The organism is Desulfatiglans anilini DSM 4660, assembly GCF_000422285.1.
In the GTDB taxonomy this organism is placed as follows: Bacteria; Desulfobacterota; DSM-4660; order Desulfatiglandales; family Desulfatiglandaceae; genus Desulfatiglans; species Desulfatiglans anilini.
Genome location: NZ_AULM01000001.1, coordinates 314,043 through 329,226, shown reverse-complemented (window position 1 = coordinate 329,226; position 15,184 = coordinate 314,043). Strand labels below are relative to the sequence as shown.

Here is a 15,184-nt window from a genome sequence, read left to right as displayed (position 1 = left end):
CATTGCGGGAGTCATTGAATGGAATTCATCAAGCCGGGAACCCACATCGATTTCATTGGAAGGCGTAAAATCGCGTACGTGTTTTCTTTGTTCATGATCGCTGCCACAATCGCCCTCCTGGTCTGGCGGGGCGGCCCCAACTACGGCGTCGACTTCTCGGGCGGCCTCCTCATCCAGGTCAAACTCGATCAGAAACGGACGCCGGCGGAGATCAAGACCGCCTTGGAATCCTTGGGGTTGCAGGACAGCGTAGTACAGGAGTTCGGCGAGGAGGCCGAACTGGAATATCTCATCCGTGTGCGCAAAATGGATCTGGACTTGAGCGGCTTGAGCGAAAAGGTCCAATCCGCCCTGGAGGCCCAATTCGGAACGCCTGCCGACATCCGCCGTGTGGAGATGGTCGGGCCGAAGGTCGGGGAAGACCTCCGGCAGAAGGCCCTGTTTGCCCTCTTCTACACGATCCTCATCATCGCCATTTACATTTCCGGCCGATTCGAGCTGAAGTGGTTGATGAGCGGGGTCATGGCCGTCACCTTGATCTTCATCGTCTATGTCGCATCGATCTTCGGGGTGAGCGTCACCTGGCTGATCATCCTGGCCCTGCTCGTCAGTCTTGGCATGTGCTGGTTCATGAACTTGAAATATGCGCTTGGAGCGATCATCGCCCTGATCCACGACGTCGCCATCACGATAGGGGCATTCGCCTTGACGGATCGGGAGATCTCCCTGGCCATCATCGCCGCCATCCTGACCATCGCCGGCTACTCGCTGAACGATACGATCATCGTCTTCGACCGTATCCGAGAGAATCTGCGCCGTTTCAAGCGCCGGCCTTTAGGCGAAACCATCAACACCAGCATCAATGAAACCCTTAGCCGCACCATTCTGACCTCTTCCACCACCCTGGTCGTGGTCGTCGCGCTGTTCATCCTGGGCGGCGGTGTCATCCATGACTTCGCCTTTGCGCTCCTGGTGGGGATCGGGGTGGGAACCTATTCTTCCATCTTCGTCGCCAGCCCGGTTCTGCTCCTCTGGGAAGGCCGGGCAAGAGGAAAAACCAAAGGAGCGCAGGTCCAGTCGAAATGAGAGCGGCCCTTTGGTCAAGACACGGAAAAAGAAACCTCTCCTTGCCCGGCCCCTTTTCTGGATAATGTTCTTGCTCGTCTTGGGGGGCGGCGGTGCAGGCTTGTATTTCTGGCACAGTTTTTTCGAACGCGGCGCCGAATTCCATGCCCTCGTGGTGCAGGTCGATCAGGAGCAGAGGCGGGTCGCCGCTGGCGAGACCCTCTTCCTGCATCCCGGAGACCGGGTGAAGATCTTGGAAATCGCAACCAACATCCCTTTCAACCATGATCTCCGCCTGGTCAGCCCTGATTTCGACATCAATGCTTTGCGCTTCGAAGAGATGCCTCTGGCCTCCCTGCTGCCCGATCGAGATATTTTCGACCATTATCGTATCGGGGTCTCCGTCAAGTACCGCAATGACACGATCGGTTCTATCAACCTGAACATCAGACCCTTCCTCGAGGACTGGGCCGACAAGGCCGTGCGGACCATTTCGCTCGAAGAGCGGGCATCCATCCTCCAAAAGGCCCTGGGTTTCCACCCGAACGAAAGGAAGCTTTTGCAGCTTCTCGCCGAAACCTACAAGGGCATGGCCCAATGGCGGAAGGCCGGTGAAACGATGGAACTCTTGCATAAGGAGACTCGCGATCCGGCCGTTCTCAAAGAAATCCGCGACCTCTATGCCGCCGCCGGTGATTCGGAGGCGGTGATCCGGATCCTCAAAGAGGTCACCAAACGGGATCCGGAAGATATCTCAACGCTTCGGGAACTCGCTGAGGAACTGGACGACGGCGGACGGACGGAAGAGGCCGTCCGCTGTTATGAAACCCTCCTTGGACTGATACCGGAGGAGGAAGCACTGCCGATCCATTCGAGGTTGGCCCTCATCCATGCCGAGGCCGGGCGGCACCAGGCGGCCGTCCACCATTATCTGCAAATCGCCCGCCACCAACCCGATGACCCGAATCTCTATTACAACCTCGCCTATCTCCATGAGCAGCTCGGGCTGGAGGAAGCATCCTTTGATTATCTGAAGAAGGCGCTGCAGCTGAATGCGGCGGATCGGGATGGCCGCCTCAAACTCAGCCTTCATCTGATCGAACAGGGGCAATGGAAGGAGGCGCGGCGCTGGCTGGAAGAGGTGCTGGCTGCCGGCCCGATGGATCAGGAAGGGCTGCTGCTGATGGCCCAGGTCCTTGAAAAGTTGGAGGACGAACAGGCACTGGCGGAAATTTACCGCCGTATTGCAGCGAACGATCCCCAAAATGATACGGTGCTCTTCAACCTGGGGGCGCTCGAGTACCAGAACGGACGGCTCGAAGAAGCTGCCAACCATCTGACCGCCTATGCTGAACGCCGTCCCGAAGATGTTTCGGCCCTGACCATCCTCTTCGACCTTCACCGCCGTATGGAGAACGTCACGCAGGCCGTGAATGCCGCTCGAAGCCTGATACGCCTCCAGCCCGACCATATGGCCGCTTATACGTACCTCTTCGAAAACCTGCACGACCGGAAGGATTATCAGGGCATCGTCAAGACTTTCGAACCGGCTGTTGAGGCCAACCCAAAGGAAAAGGCCCTGCGCCAATATCTGCTGGTGGCCTACCTCGAGCTCGGAAGAGAGGATCGAGCCATGAGCACCCTGGAGGGTATTCTCGAACTCGATCCAGAAAACCCCGAACTCTGGCTGAACCTTGCACGATTGCGCGAGAAGCATCAGGATGCGAAGGGGGCCATGGAGGCCTACCGGCAAGTCCTCCAACGAATCCCTCAGCACCAGGAAGCCTCCGAGGCCTTCCTCCGCCTGCGGCTTGGAAACCTGGATGCTTCACCGGACTCTTGACACGTTCCCGATGAATGGACGCAAGCCCCATTACGATGTGTCTGCCGGGATCCTCTCGGAGCGGGGGAAGATCCTCATCACCCGCCGGCCCGAAGGCACCCACCTGGAGGGGCTGTGGGAATTCCCGGGAGGGAAGCAGGAGGACGGGGAAACTCCGGAGGCCTGCCTGAGGCGCGAGATGATGGAGGAGCTCGGCATTCGTGTAAGGTTGGGGCGTCCTCTTGCAACCATCGATCACGCCTATGCCTCCAAAAGCGTCACGCTCCATTTCTTCCTGTGCACCCGAGAGGAAGGAAGGCCCATAGCACGCCAGGGACAGGCGATCAGGTGGGTGACCGTTCAGGAACTGGGGGCGCTTCCATTCCCGCCACCGGACTTGAAGGTCATCGACATCCTTATGAACATCTTCAAATAAGGAGGGAAACCGCCTTGATGGTTCACAGAAGCGAGGACGGGTATCGGACGCTGACCGACGGCATCCGGATGAAAACATTGGTGTACGGTGAATTGACGATCCTTTGCGAATTCAAGGTCGAAGGCGGAAAGAAACTCCCCCTGCACCACCATCCTTACGAGCAGACCGGATACGTGGTCAGCGGCCGGATCGTCCTGAGGGCGGGGAATGATTCCTTCGAGGCCGGGCCGGGTGACAGCTGGTGCATCCACAAGGATGTCCCCCATGAGGCCGAGGTCCTTACGGATGCCGTCGTTGTGGAGGTCTTTTCACCGGTGAGGGAAGACTATCTTCCCTGAAGGCGATCTTTTCGCCCAACCCGAATGGGATACGGAGAAAGCAGGCACCGCGTGTACGTGGACACCATCACCATTCTGCACCGCCGGTTCCCCAGAAGGGAATCCTATCCATTCAATGTTCCGGCCTTGAGCGGCACCGATCGCCTCGATCTGCGGGATCGCGCGGTGTTCTTCGTCGGGGACAACGGAAGCGGCAAATCGACTCTGCTCGAAGCCGTTGCGCGCAGCTACGGCCTGACGGTCTGGGGAGGCGAAAAATCACACACCGCACACCGGAACCCCTTCAGCAAATCGCTGCATCACTTTCTCAGCATGGAGGGGACGTGGGAATGGGGGGGGATCGTGAAGGGGTTTTTCTTCAGGGCCGAAAGCTTCTTCAACTTTGCAGCCTTTATCGACGATATGAGCCTCACGGACAGAAATCTTCTGGACTATTACGGCGGACGTTCGCTGCACCAGCAATCGCATGGGGAGGCGTTTCTTTCGTTCTTCGAACACCGCTGCCGCCTCCCGGGCCTCTATCTGCTCGATGAGCCGGAGGCGGCGCTTTCGCCCCGCAACCAGCTCCAATTCATCTTCATCCTCCATCGGGCCCTCGCCCGGCCGGCGACGCAGTTCATCATCGCCACGCATTCGCCCATTCTCCTAAGTTATCCGAAGGCCCAGATTCTGAGCTGCGATCATGCCCCCATCAAGGAAATCGCGTATCAACAGACAAAATCCTACCGCTTCTACAAGGATTTTCTTCAGGATCCAACCGCTTTTCTGAAAGATTTCGAATAGCCGTTCGGGCGGTCTTCGCCTGCAAGCCTCTTTCAAATCACGTCCCTATGGACGGCCGCCAGGAGCGCCATTTCATTCATCCTCAGTCTAGGCCCAAGGCCGGTGGGGATCATCTGCTGTGATCGCCGGGGTCAACGATGCTCGGCCTTCTCAAGTTCCTGAAGCTGAAGACTTATTTTTTGAGCAAGGACACCATGACCCGCCGAAAGCTCCTTCGCTTTCTCGAAATGGAACCGCGCCTTGTCCGTCTGATTCAACCTGCTAAAATACAATCCAAAATTGTAGTGCGCCTCAGCCAGCCGATTCAAACGCCCATAGGCAATCCCCAGGTGATAATACACATCGTCCTTCGCCGCAGGCGACACGGCAAGACGTTCGAAAATTTCGACTGACTGGGTGTATTGCCCCAGATTCAGGTAGGAAAGCCCCAAGTAGTAGAGCGCCGTGCTGTTTTCACCCAGCTCCGACAGGGATTCTTTCAGCGTGCGCACCGCGTCCTGGTCGCGTCCACTCAGCTGGTAGGCCTGCCCGAGATAGGTCAGCAGAGGCAAACGATAATCCCTTCCGCGCACCAAGGCCTTTTCTATGAAATCGATCGCCGTGGGGTAGTCTCTTTTTCCCAATGCGAGGATCCCCAACCCTACGTACGGAAGAGGGTCGGATGGATCTTTGTCCAGATCGGCTCGAAACAGCCGTTCCGCCTGCGTGTTATCTATGCTGCGGGCCATCACGACGGTCCTGAAGAGCGGATAGACCTTTCGAAACTGTTCGGCCTCGGGCGATAGGGTCTGCCCCGCGTAACCGCTCAGCAGGGTCTCGAGGTTCGCCATCCGTTCCGGCCCGGTCGGGTGGGTCAACAGGTAGGCGGGGATCTTATCCGACCCCAGCCAATTGCCTTTGGCAATCTCTTTGAGGGTTTCCTCCATACCGTGCGGGTCGAAGCCGCTGTCCGACATGTATTTGAACCCGAGCTGGTCGGCCTGCCGCTCGTCTTCCCGGCTGTAGTGCAGCTGCGCCTGGATACCGGCCGCCATGGACCCGGCGATCAGCGCCTCGGCGGCTGTACCACCCAGCAGCGCGCCCGCGAGGATACCGGCCATCGTAATCAGACCGATCTTCTTGTTCTGCTCGATGCGCTTGGCCAGATGACGGGCTGTAACATGCCCGATTTCATGGCAGATCACGGCAGCCAGTTCATCGACCTGATCGAGGGCGCCGATGAGCCCCGAAAAGATGAATATCTGTCCGCCCGGGGCTGCAAAAGCGTTCAGCGTGGGGTCTTTGATGACGTAAAAATGGAAGGGGAAAGGCTGGGTCTCGACCTGCTCGACCAGGTATCGTCCAAGGCCGTTGAGGTATCGATTGGCAAAATCATCTTCGAGGAAGGTGAAGTATTCCTTGATCTGGGCCATGAACTCACGGCCGATCTCCTGCTCTTCATCCACCGAAAGGGCCCAGGCGGGACCAGCGCAGCACGGCCATTTCGGGCCGAGACCTGTCGTCACAAAAACCACCAGCAGGGTGAAAACGGCCATGATCCTGCGCATGAAACCTCCGATCAATCCGGCGGCGGGTCATTCTCGATGGGAATGCGCGGGGCCTCGACCCATAGCCCTTCAAGATCGTAAAACGTGCGCACCGGTTCATAGAAAAGATGGACCACGATATCCCCGAAGTCAAGCAGGATCCACTGCCCCTCCTGCTCTCCCTCAATGCCGTAAGGCCGGAACCCGGCCTCCCGCATCCTGCGCTGCAAATGCCGGCTGAGCGCCTGGACCTGCCTGGAACTGCCGCCGCTCGCGATCAGAAAATAATCCGTCAACGACGTCAGTTTCCCGACCTCAAAAAGAACCGGATTCAATGCCTTCCTTTCCAGAAGATAGCCGGCGCATTTCCGTGCTTTTTCAAGCGTATCCATGGTCTCTATAAAGCCCCGTCCTCTCGATGTATTCTCTTACGGGCTCGGGGATCAGAAAACGCACAGATCTCCTCTCCCGGCACAACCGCCTGATCCGCGAGGCGGATATGTCCATCCGTGTCGTTTCCAGAAAGCGGATCGATTTGCCGGAGTGCGACGTGAAAAATCCCCGTTCATTCTCAGTGATGCCTGCGACGCCGAGCGATCGCAGGAACGCCGCGGGCTCTTCCAATTCGGTGCCTTCCCGGCCGATGACAACGAAATGCGCCCGTTCGAACAATTCGAGATAGGCCTTCCAGGTGTAAATCTCCAGAAAGGCATCCATACCCAGGATAAAAAAGATGTCTGCCCGCGGGCCGAACATCGCCTGGCAATTTTTCAGCGTTTCTATGGAATAGGAAGGGCCGGGCCGCCTTCCCTCGAGATCGGATGCCTCGAGATACGGAGACGAGGAGACGCCCAGACGCGCCATCTCATATCGATGCGCAAAGGGCGTAATCGGTTCCCGGGTCTTGTGAGGAGGCACGGCGGCGGGAATGAGGTATACCTTGGCCAGATCCAGATGTTCTCTGACCTCCTCGGCACCGCGCAAATGGCCGAGATGAATCGGATCGAAGGTTCCACCCAGCAAGCCGACTCTCAAGGCATCCTCTTTTTCGCCGTCGAGTCCTATCCTGCAAACCCTTTCTTTCCGGCTTACCGCCCGCGGCCGGACGGGTCAGCTTCTGACCTGACCGCTGCCGTAAACGATGAACTTCGTGGTCGTCAGTTCTTCGAGGCCCATCGGGCCGAAGGCGTGCAGTTTGGACGTGTTGATCCCGATCTCCGCCCCCAGCCCCAACTGATTCCCGTCGTTGAAACGGGTCGACGCGTTCACCAGCACGACGGAGGAGTCGACCTCGCCGAGGAAACGCTGGGCGCGCGCGTAATCGTTCGTCACGATCGTTTCGGTGTGTTTCGAGCCGTAGCGCTCGATATGATCCAGGGCCTCTTCGAGGTCCCCCACTACCTTCACCGCCAGGATCAGGTCCAAAAACTCCGCCGGCCAGTCCTCGGCGACCGCCGCCCTGACCTGCGGCGCGATCGACCGGGTGCGCTCGCAACCCCTGATCTCAACGCCGGCCTTTTCAAACCGCTCGATCATTGCGGGGAGGAATCTCCCCGCGATCCCTTCGTGTACGAGAAGGGTCTCCATCGCATTGCAGACGCCCGGACGCTGCACTTTCGCGTTGTAACAGATCTCCTCCGCCATGGGGATCTCGGCGTCTTGGTCCACGTAGACATGGCAAACCCCTTTGTAGTGCTTGAGAACGGGGATCTTCGAGTGATCGGCCACGAACCGGATCAAACCCTCCCCCCCGCGCGGAATGATCAGGTCCACGTCTTCATCGAGCCCGATCAGGATCGACACCGCCTCGCGGTCCGTCGTAGGCACCACCTGAACGGCCTTTTCCGGGAGCCCTGTTTCCCGCAAGGCCTCGGCCAGGATCTCAGCGAGGACCATATTGGACTGAATCGCCTCGGACCCGCCTTTGAGGATGACCGCGTTTCCGGATTTCAGACAAAGCGCTGCGGCATCCACCGTCACATTGGGCCTCGATTCATAGATGAACCCGATGACCCCGATGGGAATACGCACGCGTCCGACCAGAAGCCCATTCGGCCGGCGCCACATGCCGGTGACCATACCGACCGGATCCGGAAGTCCCGCGACCTCCTCGAGTCCCTGCGCCATGCCTTCTATCGTGGGGCCGGTCAAGGTCAGCCGGTCGATCATGGCCGCTGAAAGACCCGCTTCACGCGCCCGGGCGACATCTTGCGCGTTTTCCTCGCTTATCCGGTCCGAATACCGGCGCAGCAGCCCCGCCATTCGGTTCAAGGCGGCGTCCTTATCGGCCCGGCCTATGCTGCGCAGCGCCCGGGCAGCCCTCCCGGCCTCATCGGCCATCGTGCGGATCATCCCCTCCACTGACATAGATCATCTCCTTCGTCCAACTGGCGCGCCAAGACTAGATTGTCGCGATGCACGACTTCGTCTTCGTGTTTGAAACCGAGGATGGCTTCTATCCCGGATGTCTTGACACCCATGATCTTTTTGAGGTCGCCGCTGTGGTAATTGACCATTCCCACAGCAAGATCCTCTCCTTCTTCGCTCACGATCAGGACGGCATCACCCAGGCTGAAACGCCCCACCACCTCTTTGATACCCGAAGGCAGAAGACTTTTGCCATTTTCCAGGAGCGCCCTCTCCGCCCCATTGTCGACCACGATTTGTCCCCGGGGCGATTTGGTGAAAGCGATCCAGTGCTTCCGGTGGCAGAGGGACACCGGGCGCGGCATGAAAAGCGTCCCTTCCTGCTCCCCTTTCAGGACCCGCTTCAGGACACCCGGCTTGAACCCATTGGCGATGACGGTCGGCACGCCCAGCAGCGCCACTTTCTGCGCCGCCTTGACCTTGCTGGCCATGCCACCCTTTCCCAGGAAACCCGGAATCGTGCTCGCGTATCCCGAAACGCGTCGATCCACCTTGTCGATCGTATGAATCAGGCGCGCGTCCGGGTGAATCCGTGGGTCCTTGTCGAACAAGCCGTCCAGATTGGTCAGATTGACCAGCAGGCCAGCCTCCGAAAGGCAGGTGATCATGGCGCTCAGGTTGTCGTTGTCACCGAACTTGATCTCATCCACGACCACGGTGTCATTTTCATTGATGATCGGCACGATCTTCCAGGAAAGCAGGGTCAACAGCGTGTTTCGTGCGTTGAGATAGCGGCGTCGATGCGTCAGGTCATCCCGCGTGACCAGGATCTGCGCCACTTTCTGGCGATGCCTGCCGAAGGCCTCTTCGTAGGCACGCATCAGACTGCTCTGGCCCACCGCGGCCAGGGCCTGCTGCTGGGAAACCGACTCCGGGCGCCTCTTGAGGCCGACCTTCCTGAGCCCGGAGGCAATGGCCCCGGACGAAACCAGGATGATCTCGATCTTGCTCCGCCGGAGATCCGCAATATCGTCTGTGATGCTCTCGATAACAGCCCGGTTCAACCCGTCGGCGGCTGTCAGCACACCGCTGCCGACCTTGACGACGATCCTCCGAATCCCTCTCAGCAAGGCCTCCCGGCCAACAGTCTTCACAGCCCCCGTCTGCAATTCAGGCATCAACCATCCACCTCCGGATTCGTACAGGAAGGATCCGCCTCCCGGGAATCGAGGCATTCCAGCCCCCAGACATCCCAGTTGACGAGGATCAACCGCTTCAGATCCTGGATGCCCTGCCCCTTCAGCGCCGACAAACCGATCCAGGGCACCCCTTCCTCTTCCAGGGCCCGCCCGATCCGGGCCACCTTTCCATTCCCGTCATCCAGCAGATCCAACTTGTTCAGGAGCACGACCTGGGGCTTCTCGGCCAGGGCGGGGCTGTAGGCCTCCAATTCATTGCGGATCCGGCGATAATCTTCCAGGACGCCTTCAGCCGTACGGCCCGCGGCGTCAAGGAGGTGAAAGAGCACGCCCGTTCGCTCGATATGCTTCAGGAACCGGAGTCCAAGCCCGCGGCCTTCGCTCGCACCCTCGATCAAACCAGGCACATCGGCAAGGGTGACGGAGTGGTCGTCGTCGAGATCGAGCACTCCAAGATTGGGGATCAGGGTCGTGAAGGGGTAGTCTCCGATTTTGGGACGCGCCATGGTCAAAGAGGCGAGCAGCGTGGACTTCCCCGCGTTGGGGAGCCCCACCAGGCCGATGTGGGCGAGCAGTTTGAGAGAAAGTCTTATCTTGAGTTCGACGCCGGGAATGCCCGGCTGGGCCATACGCGGGGTCCGGTTCGTAGCGGTGGCGAAATGGCGATTGCCTTTCCCGCCCTGACCACCCGGAAGCAGCAGATACCGCTCTCCGGCCCGCACGAGATCGACAATGAAGTCGCCTGTCACAGCATTTTCAACGATGGTCCCCAAAGGCACCGGAAGGATCAGATCTTCGCCGTTTCTGCCGGTGCATTGATTGCCCCCGCCCGGCGAGCCGCTCCCCGCCTTGAAGGATCTCCGGGACCGGTAATCCGACAGGCTGTGACAGGTTTTGTCGGCCGACAGGATGACATCGCCGCCGTCCCCGCCGTCGCCGCCGTCAGGGCCTCCTTTGGGGATGTACTTTTCCCGTCTGAAACTGACGCAACCCCCACCCCCATCTCCTGACCTGACCGTAATGACCACTTCGTCCAGAAAATCCATCTTCCATCTCTCAGGCGGGATGGGACGGGCGGTCCATCAGACCGTCGCGATGCTGACCTTCTTGCGGGTCTTGCCAAAACGCTCGTAAGCGACCACACCATCGACCAGGGCAAAAAGCGTGTAATCCCTCCCGAGGCCCACGTTTCTGCCCGGGTGGATCTTTGTCCCCTTCTGCCGGACCAGGATATTGCCCGCTTTCACCTGCTGACCACCGTACCGCTTGATGCCGAACCGCTGCCCGGCACTGTCGCGACCATTGCGCGAACTGCCGCCTGCTTTCTTATGCGCCATTTTATCCCTCTGTCTCGATCCTGTCCGGAAATGGACCTTTCAGCCAATCTCCGCGTCAACCTGCACGCCTGCCTGTGCGGCAACCACCGGGTCGCCTCAGCGCAAAAGCTCGATTCGCTTAAGATCGGCCAAAAACCCTCTGTTCCGGATTGGAAACTCGTTTGTACCGGTGAATCATTTCGGGATGCAACCCATCTCGAAAAAATCACCACCCCAATCACTCGATACTCTCTATACGGACCAGGCTGAAGGCCTGGCGATGCCCCCGAAGTTTGCGGATATTCTTGCGCCTTTTGTATTTGAAAACCAAGATCTTCTTGGCTTGACCCTGGCCCTTGATACGGCCGATCACCTTGGCGTTCTCGACGACAGGCTGCCCGAGGACGACCGCATCGCCATCAGCGCGCAAAAGAACGTCCTCGAAAACCACCGTGTCGCCCACCGCCCCAGGGAGCTTCTCGCATCTCAGCTCGTCACCCGCGGCTACCTTGTATTGTTTTCCACCCGTCTTAATGACTGCGTACATGACCCCTGCTCCTCAAGTATATTGCGTTTCCATCCGCAAACGGTCTCGACGGCCGGCCCCCAGGATCGATCCGCACCATTCCCTGTGCTCCCGAAGGCGTGCTGCCGTCCGGCTGAACCTCGGCCGTCCGGATCCCAGGCAAATTCCCCCTTTTACTGACCGCCATCCGCCGGCCCTGAAAGAGATCTTTGCATGGAAACTGGTGAATTTGGAATGATAGCTTCCTCTTGGCGACAAGTCAAGGGCAAAAACTGAACTGAGGAGGCTCCCAAGTTCCTCGATTTGACATCGGTCGACACACCCACTTATAATAGTCTAAGACGATCCGGCAATAGTGTTTTTGCCCCTCTCGGCATCAAGCTGCACTTTTTCTTGTGCGGCGCGGGCTCCGTTGCCCGCAGAAAGGAGAACGAGCCATGGAATCCTGTCGAGCGTTGACGCATGAAATGCTCCCCAACCGCATGAGCCTCGATCTCGAGGACAGCCCCCGCGACTTGAAGACAGCGAGGCTCCTCGCCGACCAAAAGGCACAGGAGGTGCTTTCCGAGCCGATGCTCCTTGCCTGGTATGAGCGGGATACCGGCCGCTTTTCTCCTCAGGTGGAATGCTGCGGCGAAGATAAGCCGTCCTGGGTGATCTACGCTGAATCCCGCGGCGCCGATCTGAGCGTCGACATCAATCGCCGGGCCTTTGTCTTCATTTATCACGACGCGGGGAAGGCCCTCTGAACATCCGTTCTCAATTTCGTAGAGGCAACGCGATGGATTCCGACTCTATTGTGATTCGATGTCCGAAATGCGGAACGAAGAACCGTGTTCCCGCCGCCAAGCTGGACCTGAATCCCGTGTGCGGAAAGTGCCGCAGCCGGCTGTCCGAGGCGCTGCAGTCCAGTCATCGACCCCTTGCCGTAACGGATCGATCGTTCGAGGCTGACGTCCTCGGATATTCTCTGCCAGTCCTTCTCGATTGCTGGGCACCCTGGTGCGGGCCCTGCCGGACGATTGCGCCGATCCTGGAGGCCCTTGCCCGGGAATACGCCGGGAAGATCAGAATCGCCAAACTCAACGTAGACGAGAACCCCATGACGTCGTCCCGGTTCGGCATCAGGAGCATCCCGACACTGCTTCTTTTCCGCAGCGGCCAGGTCGTCGATCAGATGGTCGGGGCTCTGCCCAAGGCTGAACTGGAGGCGCGCATCCGGCCCTTTCTGCCATAGCCGTCCCACAGCAGGTTCACACAGCCGGTCAAAGGAGCCGGGTATCCCATGCGCGCATTTCCGTTCCTGAAAACGATCCAGTACTATCGTGACAACCTCTGGCGTATCAGGGAGACAGACCTGACGAGAACACGCGCCCTGCTGCTGAGGCTGGTACGCATGGTCGTACTGTCGGCGGACGGTTTTCTCAAGGACGGCTGCCAGCTGCGAGCATCCGCCCTGACCTTTTATTCCCTGCTCAGCATCGTACCGATCCTGGCGGTGGTCTTCGGCATCGCCAAGGGCTTCGGCTTCGAGGCTGCCTTGCGCAACCAGCTCATGCAGCACCTCGAAGGCCAGGAGGATGTCCTCGAGCGCGCGATCAACTTCTCCCACGCACTGATCGAGACGACCCAAGGGGGGCTCATCGCCGGCATAGGCCTGCTCTTCCTCTTCTGGGCCATCATCAAGATGATTTCGAACATCGAGGCCGCCTTCAACACCATCTGGAGCCTGCCCTCGGGGCGGTCTTTCGGACGCAAGGTGAGCGATTACCTTTCTTTGATGCTCATCTGCCCTCTACTCTTCGTCATCGCCAGCGCACTGACGGTCTTCATCGAAAGCCAGATCCGAATACTCGCCGAACATATCACCCTCCTCGGTCCTGTAAGCCCCTTCATCTTCAAAACGCTTCGCCTGTTGCCGTTCGTCGTCATCTGGTTCCTTTTCGCTTTCCTGTACGCTTTCCTCCCGAACACCCGCGTCAAAACGGGCTCCGCGGCTTTCGGCGGATTCCTCGGGGCGGCCTTCTATCAGATCTTTCAATGGATCTACATCACCTTTCAGATCAACGTAGCCAAATACAATGCCATTTACGGCAGTTTCGCCGCCCTTCCCCTCTTCTTGTTCTGGCTGCAGATCAGCTGGATACTGGTTCTCCTGGGCGCCGAAATCGCCTATGCCCATCAGCATGTCAAGAACTCCGAATTCGGTCCGGACTGCCGCCGAATGCCCATTGCCTTCCGCAAACTCCTGGCCCTGGCGATTATGCACACCCTGGTCAAACACTTCCCGACACATGACAAGCGTTGGAACATGCAGCGGATCGCCCTGAAACTCGAAACCCCGATGCGCTGTGTCCAAGAGGTGCTCGGTGACCTGCTCGAGGCCGACCTGATTGCGGAGCGCTTCGGAGATCAGAAAAGCGCGCCCACTTATCTGCCCGCCCGGGATCCGGAAATTCTGACGGTAAGCTATGTCCTCAACCGACTGGAAGACAACGGAGCCAGGGATCTTCCAGTGTCCGAATCCCCGGATACGCTGCGAATCCGGTCCATCCTGAAAAGCTTTCGGGATCTCGTCGAAAAATCCGATGCGGATGTCCTGCTGAAACACCTCTAGGCTGCACCCGGAACGGAAATTTACTTTTGACCCGCTGACCGAAAACCGTGTAGTCTTATGAAAAAGGCCTTTTGCCTGAGTCGCTCCGGATCGGAGCAGAAAATATTTCATCCGCCCGAAGAATTGTGTTATGTAATGCTTGTGAAAAATTAGTCCATATGGATGCGCGGTTCTTCCTGTGCCGCCAAGAAGAGGCCCCCGGCCGGCTTTGCGCGCCGGCGGCAGCGGAGGCGGCCGGTCCCGGCCGCCTCCAAAAGCGACGGACCGAAAGAGGAGGCAAAGGCTCCCTCCCCGTATCATTAACATGGTCTTTCGACCTCTCGGACCGTATTGGTTTGAATGCCTACACCCTCACTCAAAGCGGATCCACCATGCGCACGAAAAGACGGATTGAGACGTATCATCAAATGCTCACCATTCTGAGCGGCGACTTGGACCTGACCCAGCGCGACATCGCCAAACAAATGGGGATCAGTCTTGGTAAAACCAACGCCTGCCTATCCGAACTGATCCAAAAAAAACTGGTCAAGGTCAATCCGTTGCGTATTCCGCGGAACCTTTACCGTCAGGAAGACCTAGCCACCAAAGGCTTCCTCAAGATTGACCGCGCCGAGGCGTCTCAGACCAAGACCAACTACCTTTACGTCCTCACTCCCGAGGGGCTGGAAGAGAAATATCGGATGGCCCAGCATCTCTATGAACAGAAATGCAGTGAACTCGAGAGGCTCAAGCAGCAGATCACCGATCTGAAGAATGAGATCGAGCTGGAGGCGCCCCGGCGTACCGAAATGGCGACGTAACCCCCGCGTTGTTTCGGCGCCGCTTTCAGCGTCCGGAAATGGTCTTTTTGGTCATCTCTGCGTCAGTCTGCGCGCTTGCCTGTGCAGCGTGCCATCCGTACGTTTTCGCGCAACCGGTTGCTTTTAACGACTTTGACAAACCGGGACCCGCCGCGAAGCGGTGGGTCCCGGCACACGAAGCGAGCAAGGAAAAAACCTCATTTCCCGCCTGGAAACCGTTTCGTGTCCAAAGCTGCATTTCCGGATGGAAGCAAGGCAATCTGACAGGATTTTGAGTTGCGTGAAGCAGGCGCAATTTTCTTGACAAGCTATTTCATATTGAAATATTACATTCAATAAGCAATGTCCATCCGGAAATAAAGCGTTTAGAACGAGTTAGTTTCCAGGCC

At 58.3% G+C, this 15,184-nt stretch carries 17 protein-coding genes; 9 read left to right on the top strand and 8 right to left on the bottom strand.

What is annotated here, in order from left to right; all coding sequences use genetic code 11:
• Positions 1–18 precede the first annotated feature (18 nt).
• From secF to H567_RS0101550, 5 genes are all read left to right on the top strand, one after another.
• Positions 19–1,086 carry a protein translocase subunit SecF gene (secF, locus tag H567_RS0101570; RefSeq protein WP_028320048.1) on the top strand — a complete coding sequence of 356 codons (1,068 nt, stop codon included), beginning with the start codon at positions 19–21 and terminating at the stop codon, positions 1,084–1,086.
• A 70-nt stretch (positions 1,087–1,156) separates the two neighbouring features.
• Complete coding sequence (locus tag H567_RS0101565; RefSeq protein ID WP_161626538.1) at positions 1,157–2,908, top strand: tetratricopeptide repeat protein; 1,752 nt, start codon at positions 1,157–1,159, stop codon at positions 2,906–2,908.
• Positions 2,889–3,323 carry an 8-oxo-dGTP diphosphatase MutT gene (gene mutT, locus H567_RS0101560; protein WP_208598308.1) on the top strand — a complete coding sequence of 145 codons (435 nt, stop codon included), beginning with the start codon at positions 2,889–2,891 and terminating at the stop codon, positions 3,321–3,323. Before H567_RS0101565 ends, mutT begins: the two co-directional genes overlap by 20 nt.
• A gap of 17 nt (positions 3,324–3,340) precedes the next feature.
• Positions 3,341–3,661, top strand: coding sequence for a cupin domain-containing protein (locus tag H567_RS0101555; RefSeq protein ID WP_028320045.1), 321 nt, complete (start codon positions 3,341–3,343; stop codon positions 3,659–3,661).
• Positions 3,662–3,712: 51 nt separating this feature from the next.
• Positions 3,713–4,444, top strand: coding sequence for an AAA family ATPase (locus H567_RS0101550; RefSeq protein ID WP_208598307.1), 732 nt, complete (start codon positions 3,713–3,715; stop codon positions 4,442–4,444).
• Between the two features lie 131 nt (positions 4,445–4,575).
• On the opposite strand, the gene H567_RS26820 is transcribed toward H567_RS0101550, so the two are convergent.
• The 8 genes from H567_RS26820 to rplU all read right to left on the bottom strand — a co-directional run bounded on the left by H567_RS26820 (position 4,576) and on the right by rplU (position 11,399).
• Complete coding sequence (locus H567_RS26820) at positions 4,576–5,991, bottom strand: M48 family metallopeptidase (RefSeq protein ID WP_153306004.1); 1,416 nt, start codon at positions 5,989–5,991, stop codon at positions 4,576–4,578.
• Positions 5,992–6,002: 11 nt separating this feature from the next.
• A complete protein-coding gene (gene rsfS, locus H567_RS0101540) occupies positions 6,003–6,362 on the bottom strand; it encodes a ribosome silencing factor (RefSeq protein ID WP_028320043.1) in 360 nt (119 codons plus the stop codon).
• Positions 6,349–7,005 (bottom strand): nicotinate-nucleotide adenylyltransferase, encoded by a 657-nt coding sequence (gene nadD / locus H567_RS0101535; RefSeq protein WP_028320042.1) that lies wholly within the window; start codon positions 7,003–7,005, stop codon positions 6,349–6,351. Before nadD ends, rsfS begins: the two co-directional genes overlap by 14 nt.
• Positions 7,006–7,080: 75 nt before the next feature.
• Positions 7,081–8,337: a glutamate-5-semialdehyde dehydrogenase gene (locus tag H567_RS0101530; RefSeq protein WP_028320041.1), complete on the bottom strand. Its 1,257-nt coding sequence runs from the start codon at positions 8,335–8,337 to the stop codon at positions 7,081–7,083.
• Positions 8,319–9,515 (bottom strand): glutamate 5-kinase, encoded by a 1,197-nt coding sequence (proB, locus tag H567_RS0101525; RefSeq protein ID WP_051184377.1) that lies wholly within the window; start codon positions 9,513–9,515, stop codon positions 8,319–8,321. The genes H567_RS0101530 and proB overlap by 19 nt, the downstream gene beginning before the upstream one ends.
• A complete protein-coding gene (obgE, locus tag H567_RS22465; RefSeq protein ID WP_084516725.1) occupies positions 9,515–10,582 on the bottom strand; it encodes a GTPase ObgE in 1,068 nt (355 codons plus the stop codon). Before obgE ends, proB begins: the two co-directional genes overlap by 1 nt.
• Positions 10,583–10,618: 36 nt before the next feature.
• Entirely contained in the window at positions 10,619–10,873 is a 255-nt protein-coding gene (gene rpmA, locus H567_RS0101515; RefSeq protein WP_028320039.1) for a 50S ribosomal protein L27, read from the bottom strand.
• Between the two features lie 217 nt (positions 10,874–11,090).
• Positions 11,091–11,399 (bottom strand): 50S ribosomal protein L21, encoded by a 309-nt coding sequence (gene rplU, locus H567_RS0101510; RefSeq protein WP_028320038.1) that lies wholly within the window; start codon positions 11,397–11,399, stop codon positions 11,091–11,093.
• A 416-nt stretch (positions 11,400–11,815) separates the two neighbouring features.
• Between rplU and H567_RS22460 the strand changes: the two genes are divergently transcribed.
• From H567_RS22460 to H567_RS27680, 4 genes are all read left to right on the top strand, one after another.
• Positions 11,816–12,127: an AF1514 family protein gene (locus H567_RS22460; RefSeq protein WP_051184376.1), complete on the top strand. Its 312-nt coding sequence runs from the start codon at positions 11,816–11,818 to the stop codon at positions 12,125–12,127.
• A gap of 32 nt (positions 12,128–12,159) precedes the next feature.
• The gene (gene trxC, locus H567_RS0101500) at positions 12,160–12,615 is read left to right on the top strand and encodes a thioredoxin TrxC (RefSeq protein WP_028320037.1); all 456 of its coding nucleotides are present in this window, start codon (positions 12,160–12,162) and stop codon (positions 12,613–12,615) included.
• Positions 12,616–12,663: 48 nt separating this feature from the next.
• Positions 12,664–13,995 carry a YihY/virulence factor BrkB family protein gene (locus H567_RS0101495; protein ID WP_028320036.1) on the top strand — a complete coding sequence of 444 codons (1,332 nt, stop codon included), beginning with the start codon at positions 12,664–12,666 and terminating at the stop codon, positions 13,993–13,995.
• A 71-nt stretch (positions 13,996–14,066) separates the two neighbouring features.
• Positions 14,067–14,795, top strand: coding sequence for a winged helix-turn-helix transcriptional regulator (locus H567_RS27680; protein WP_161626537.1), 729 nt, complete (start codon positions 14,067–14,069; stop codon positions 14,793–14,795).
• The last annotated feature ends 389 nt before the right edge of the window (positions 14,796–15,184 follow it).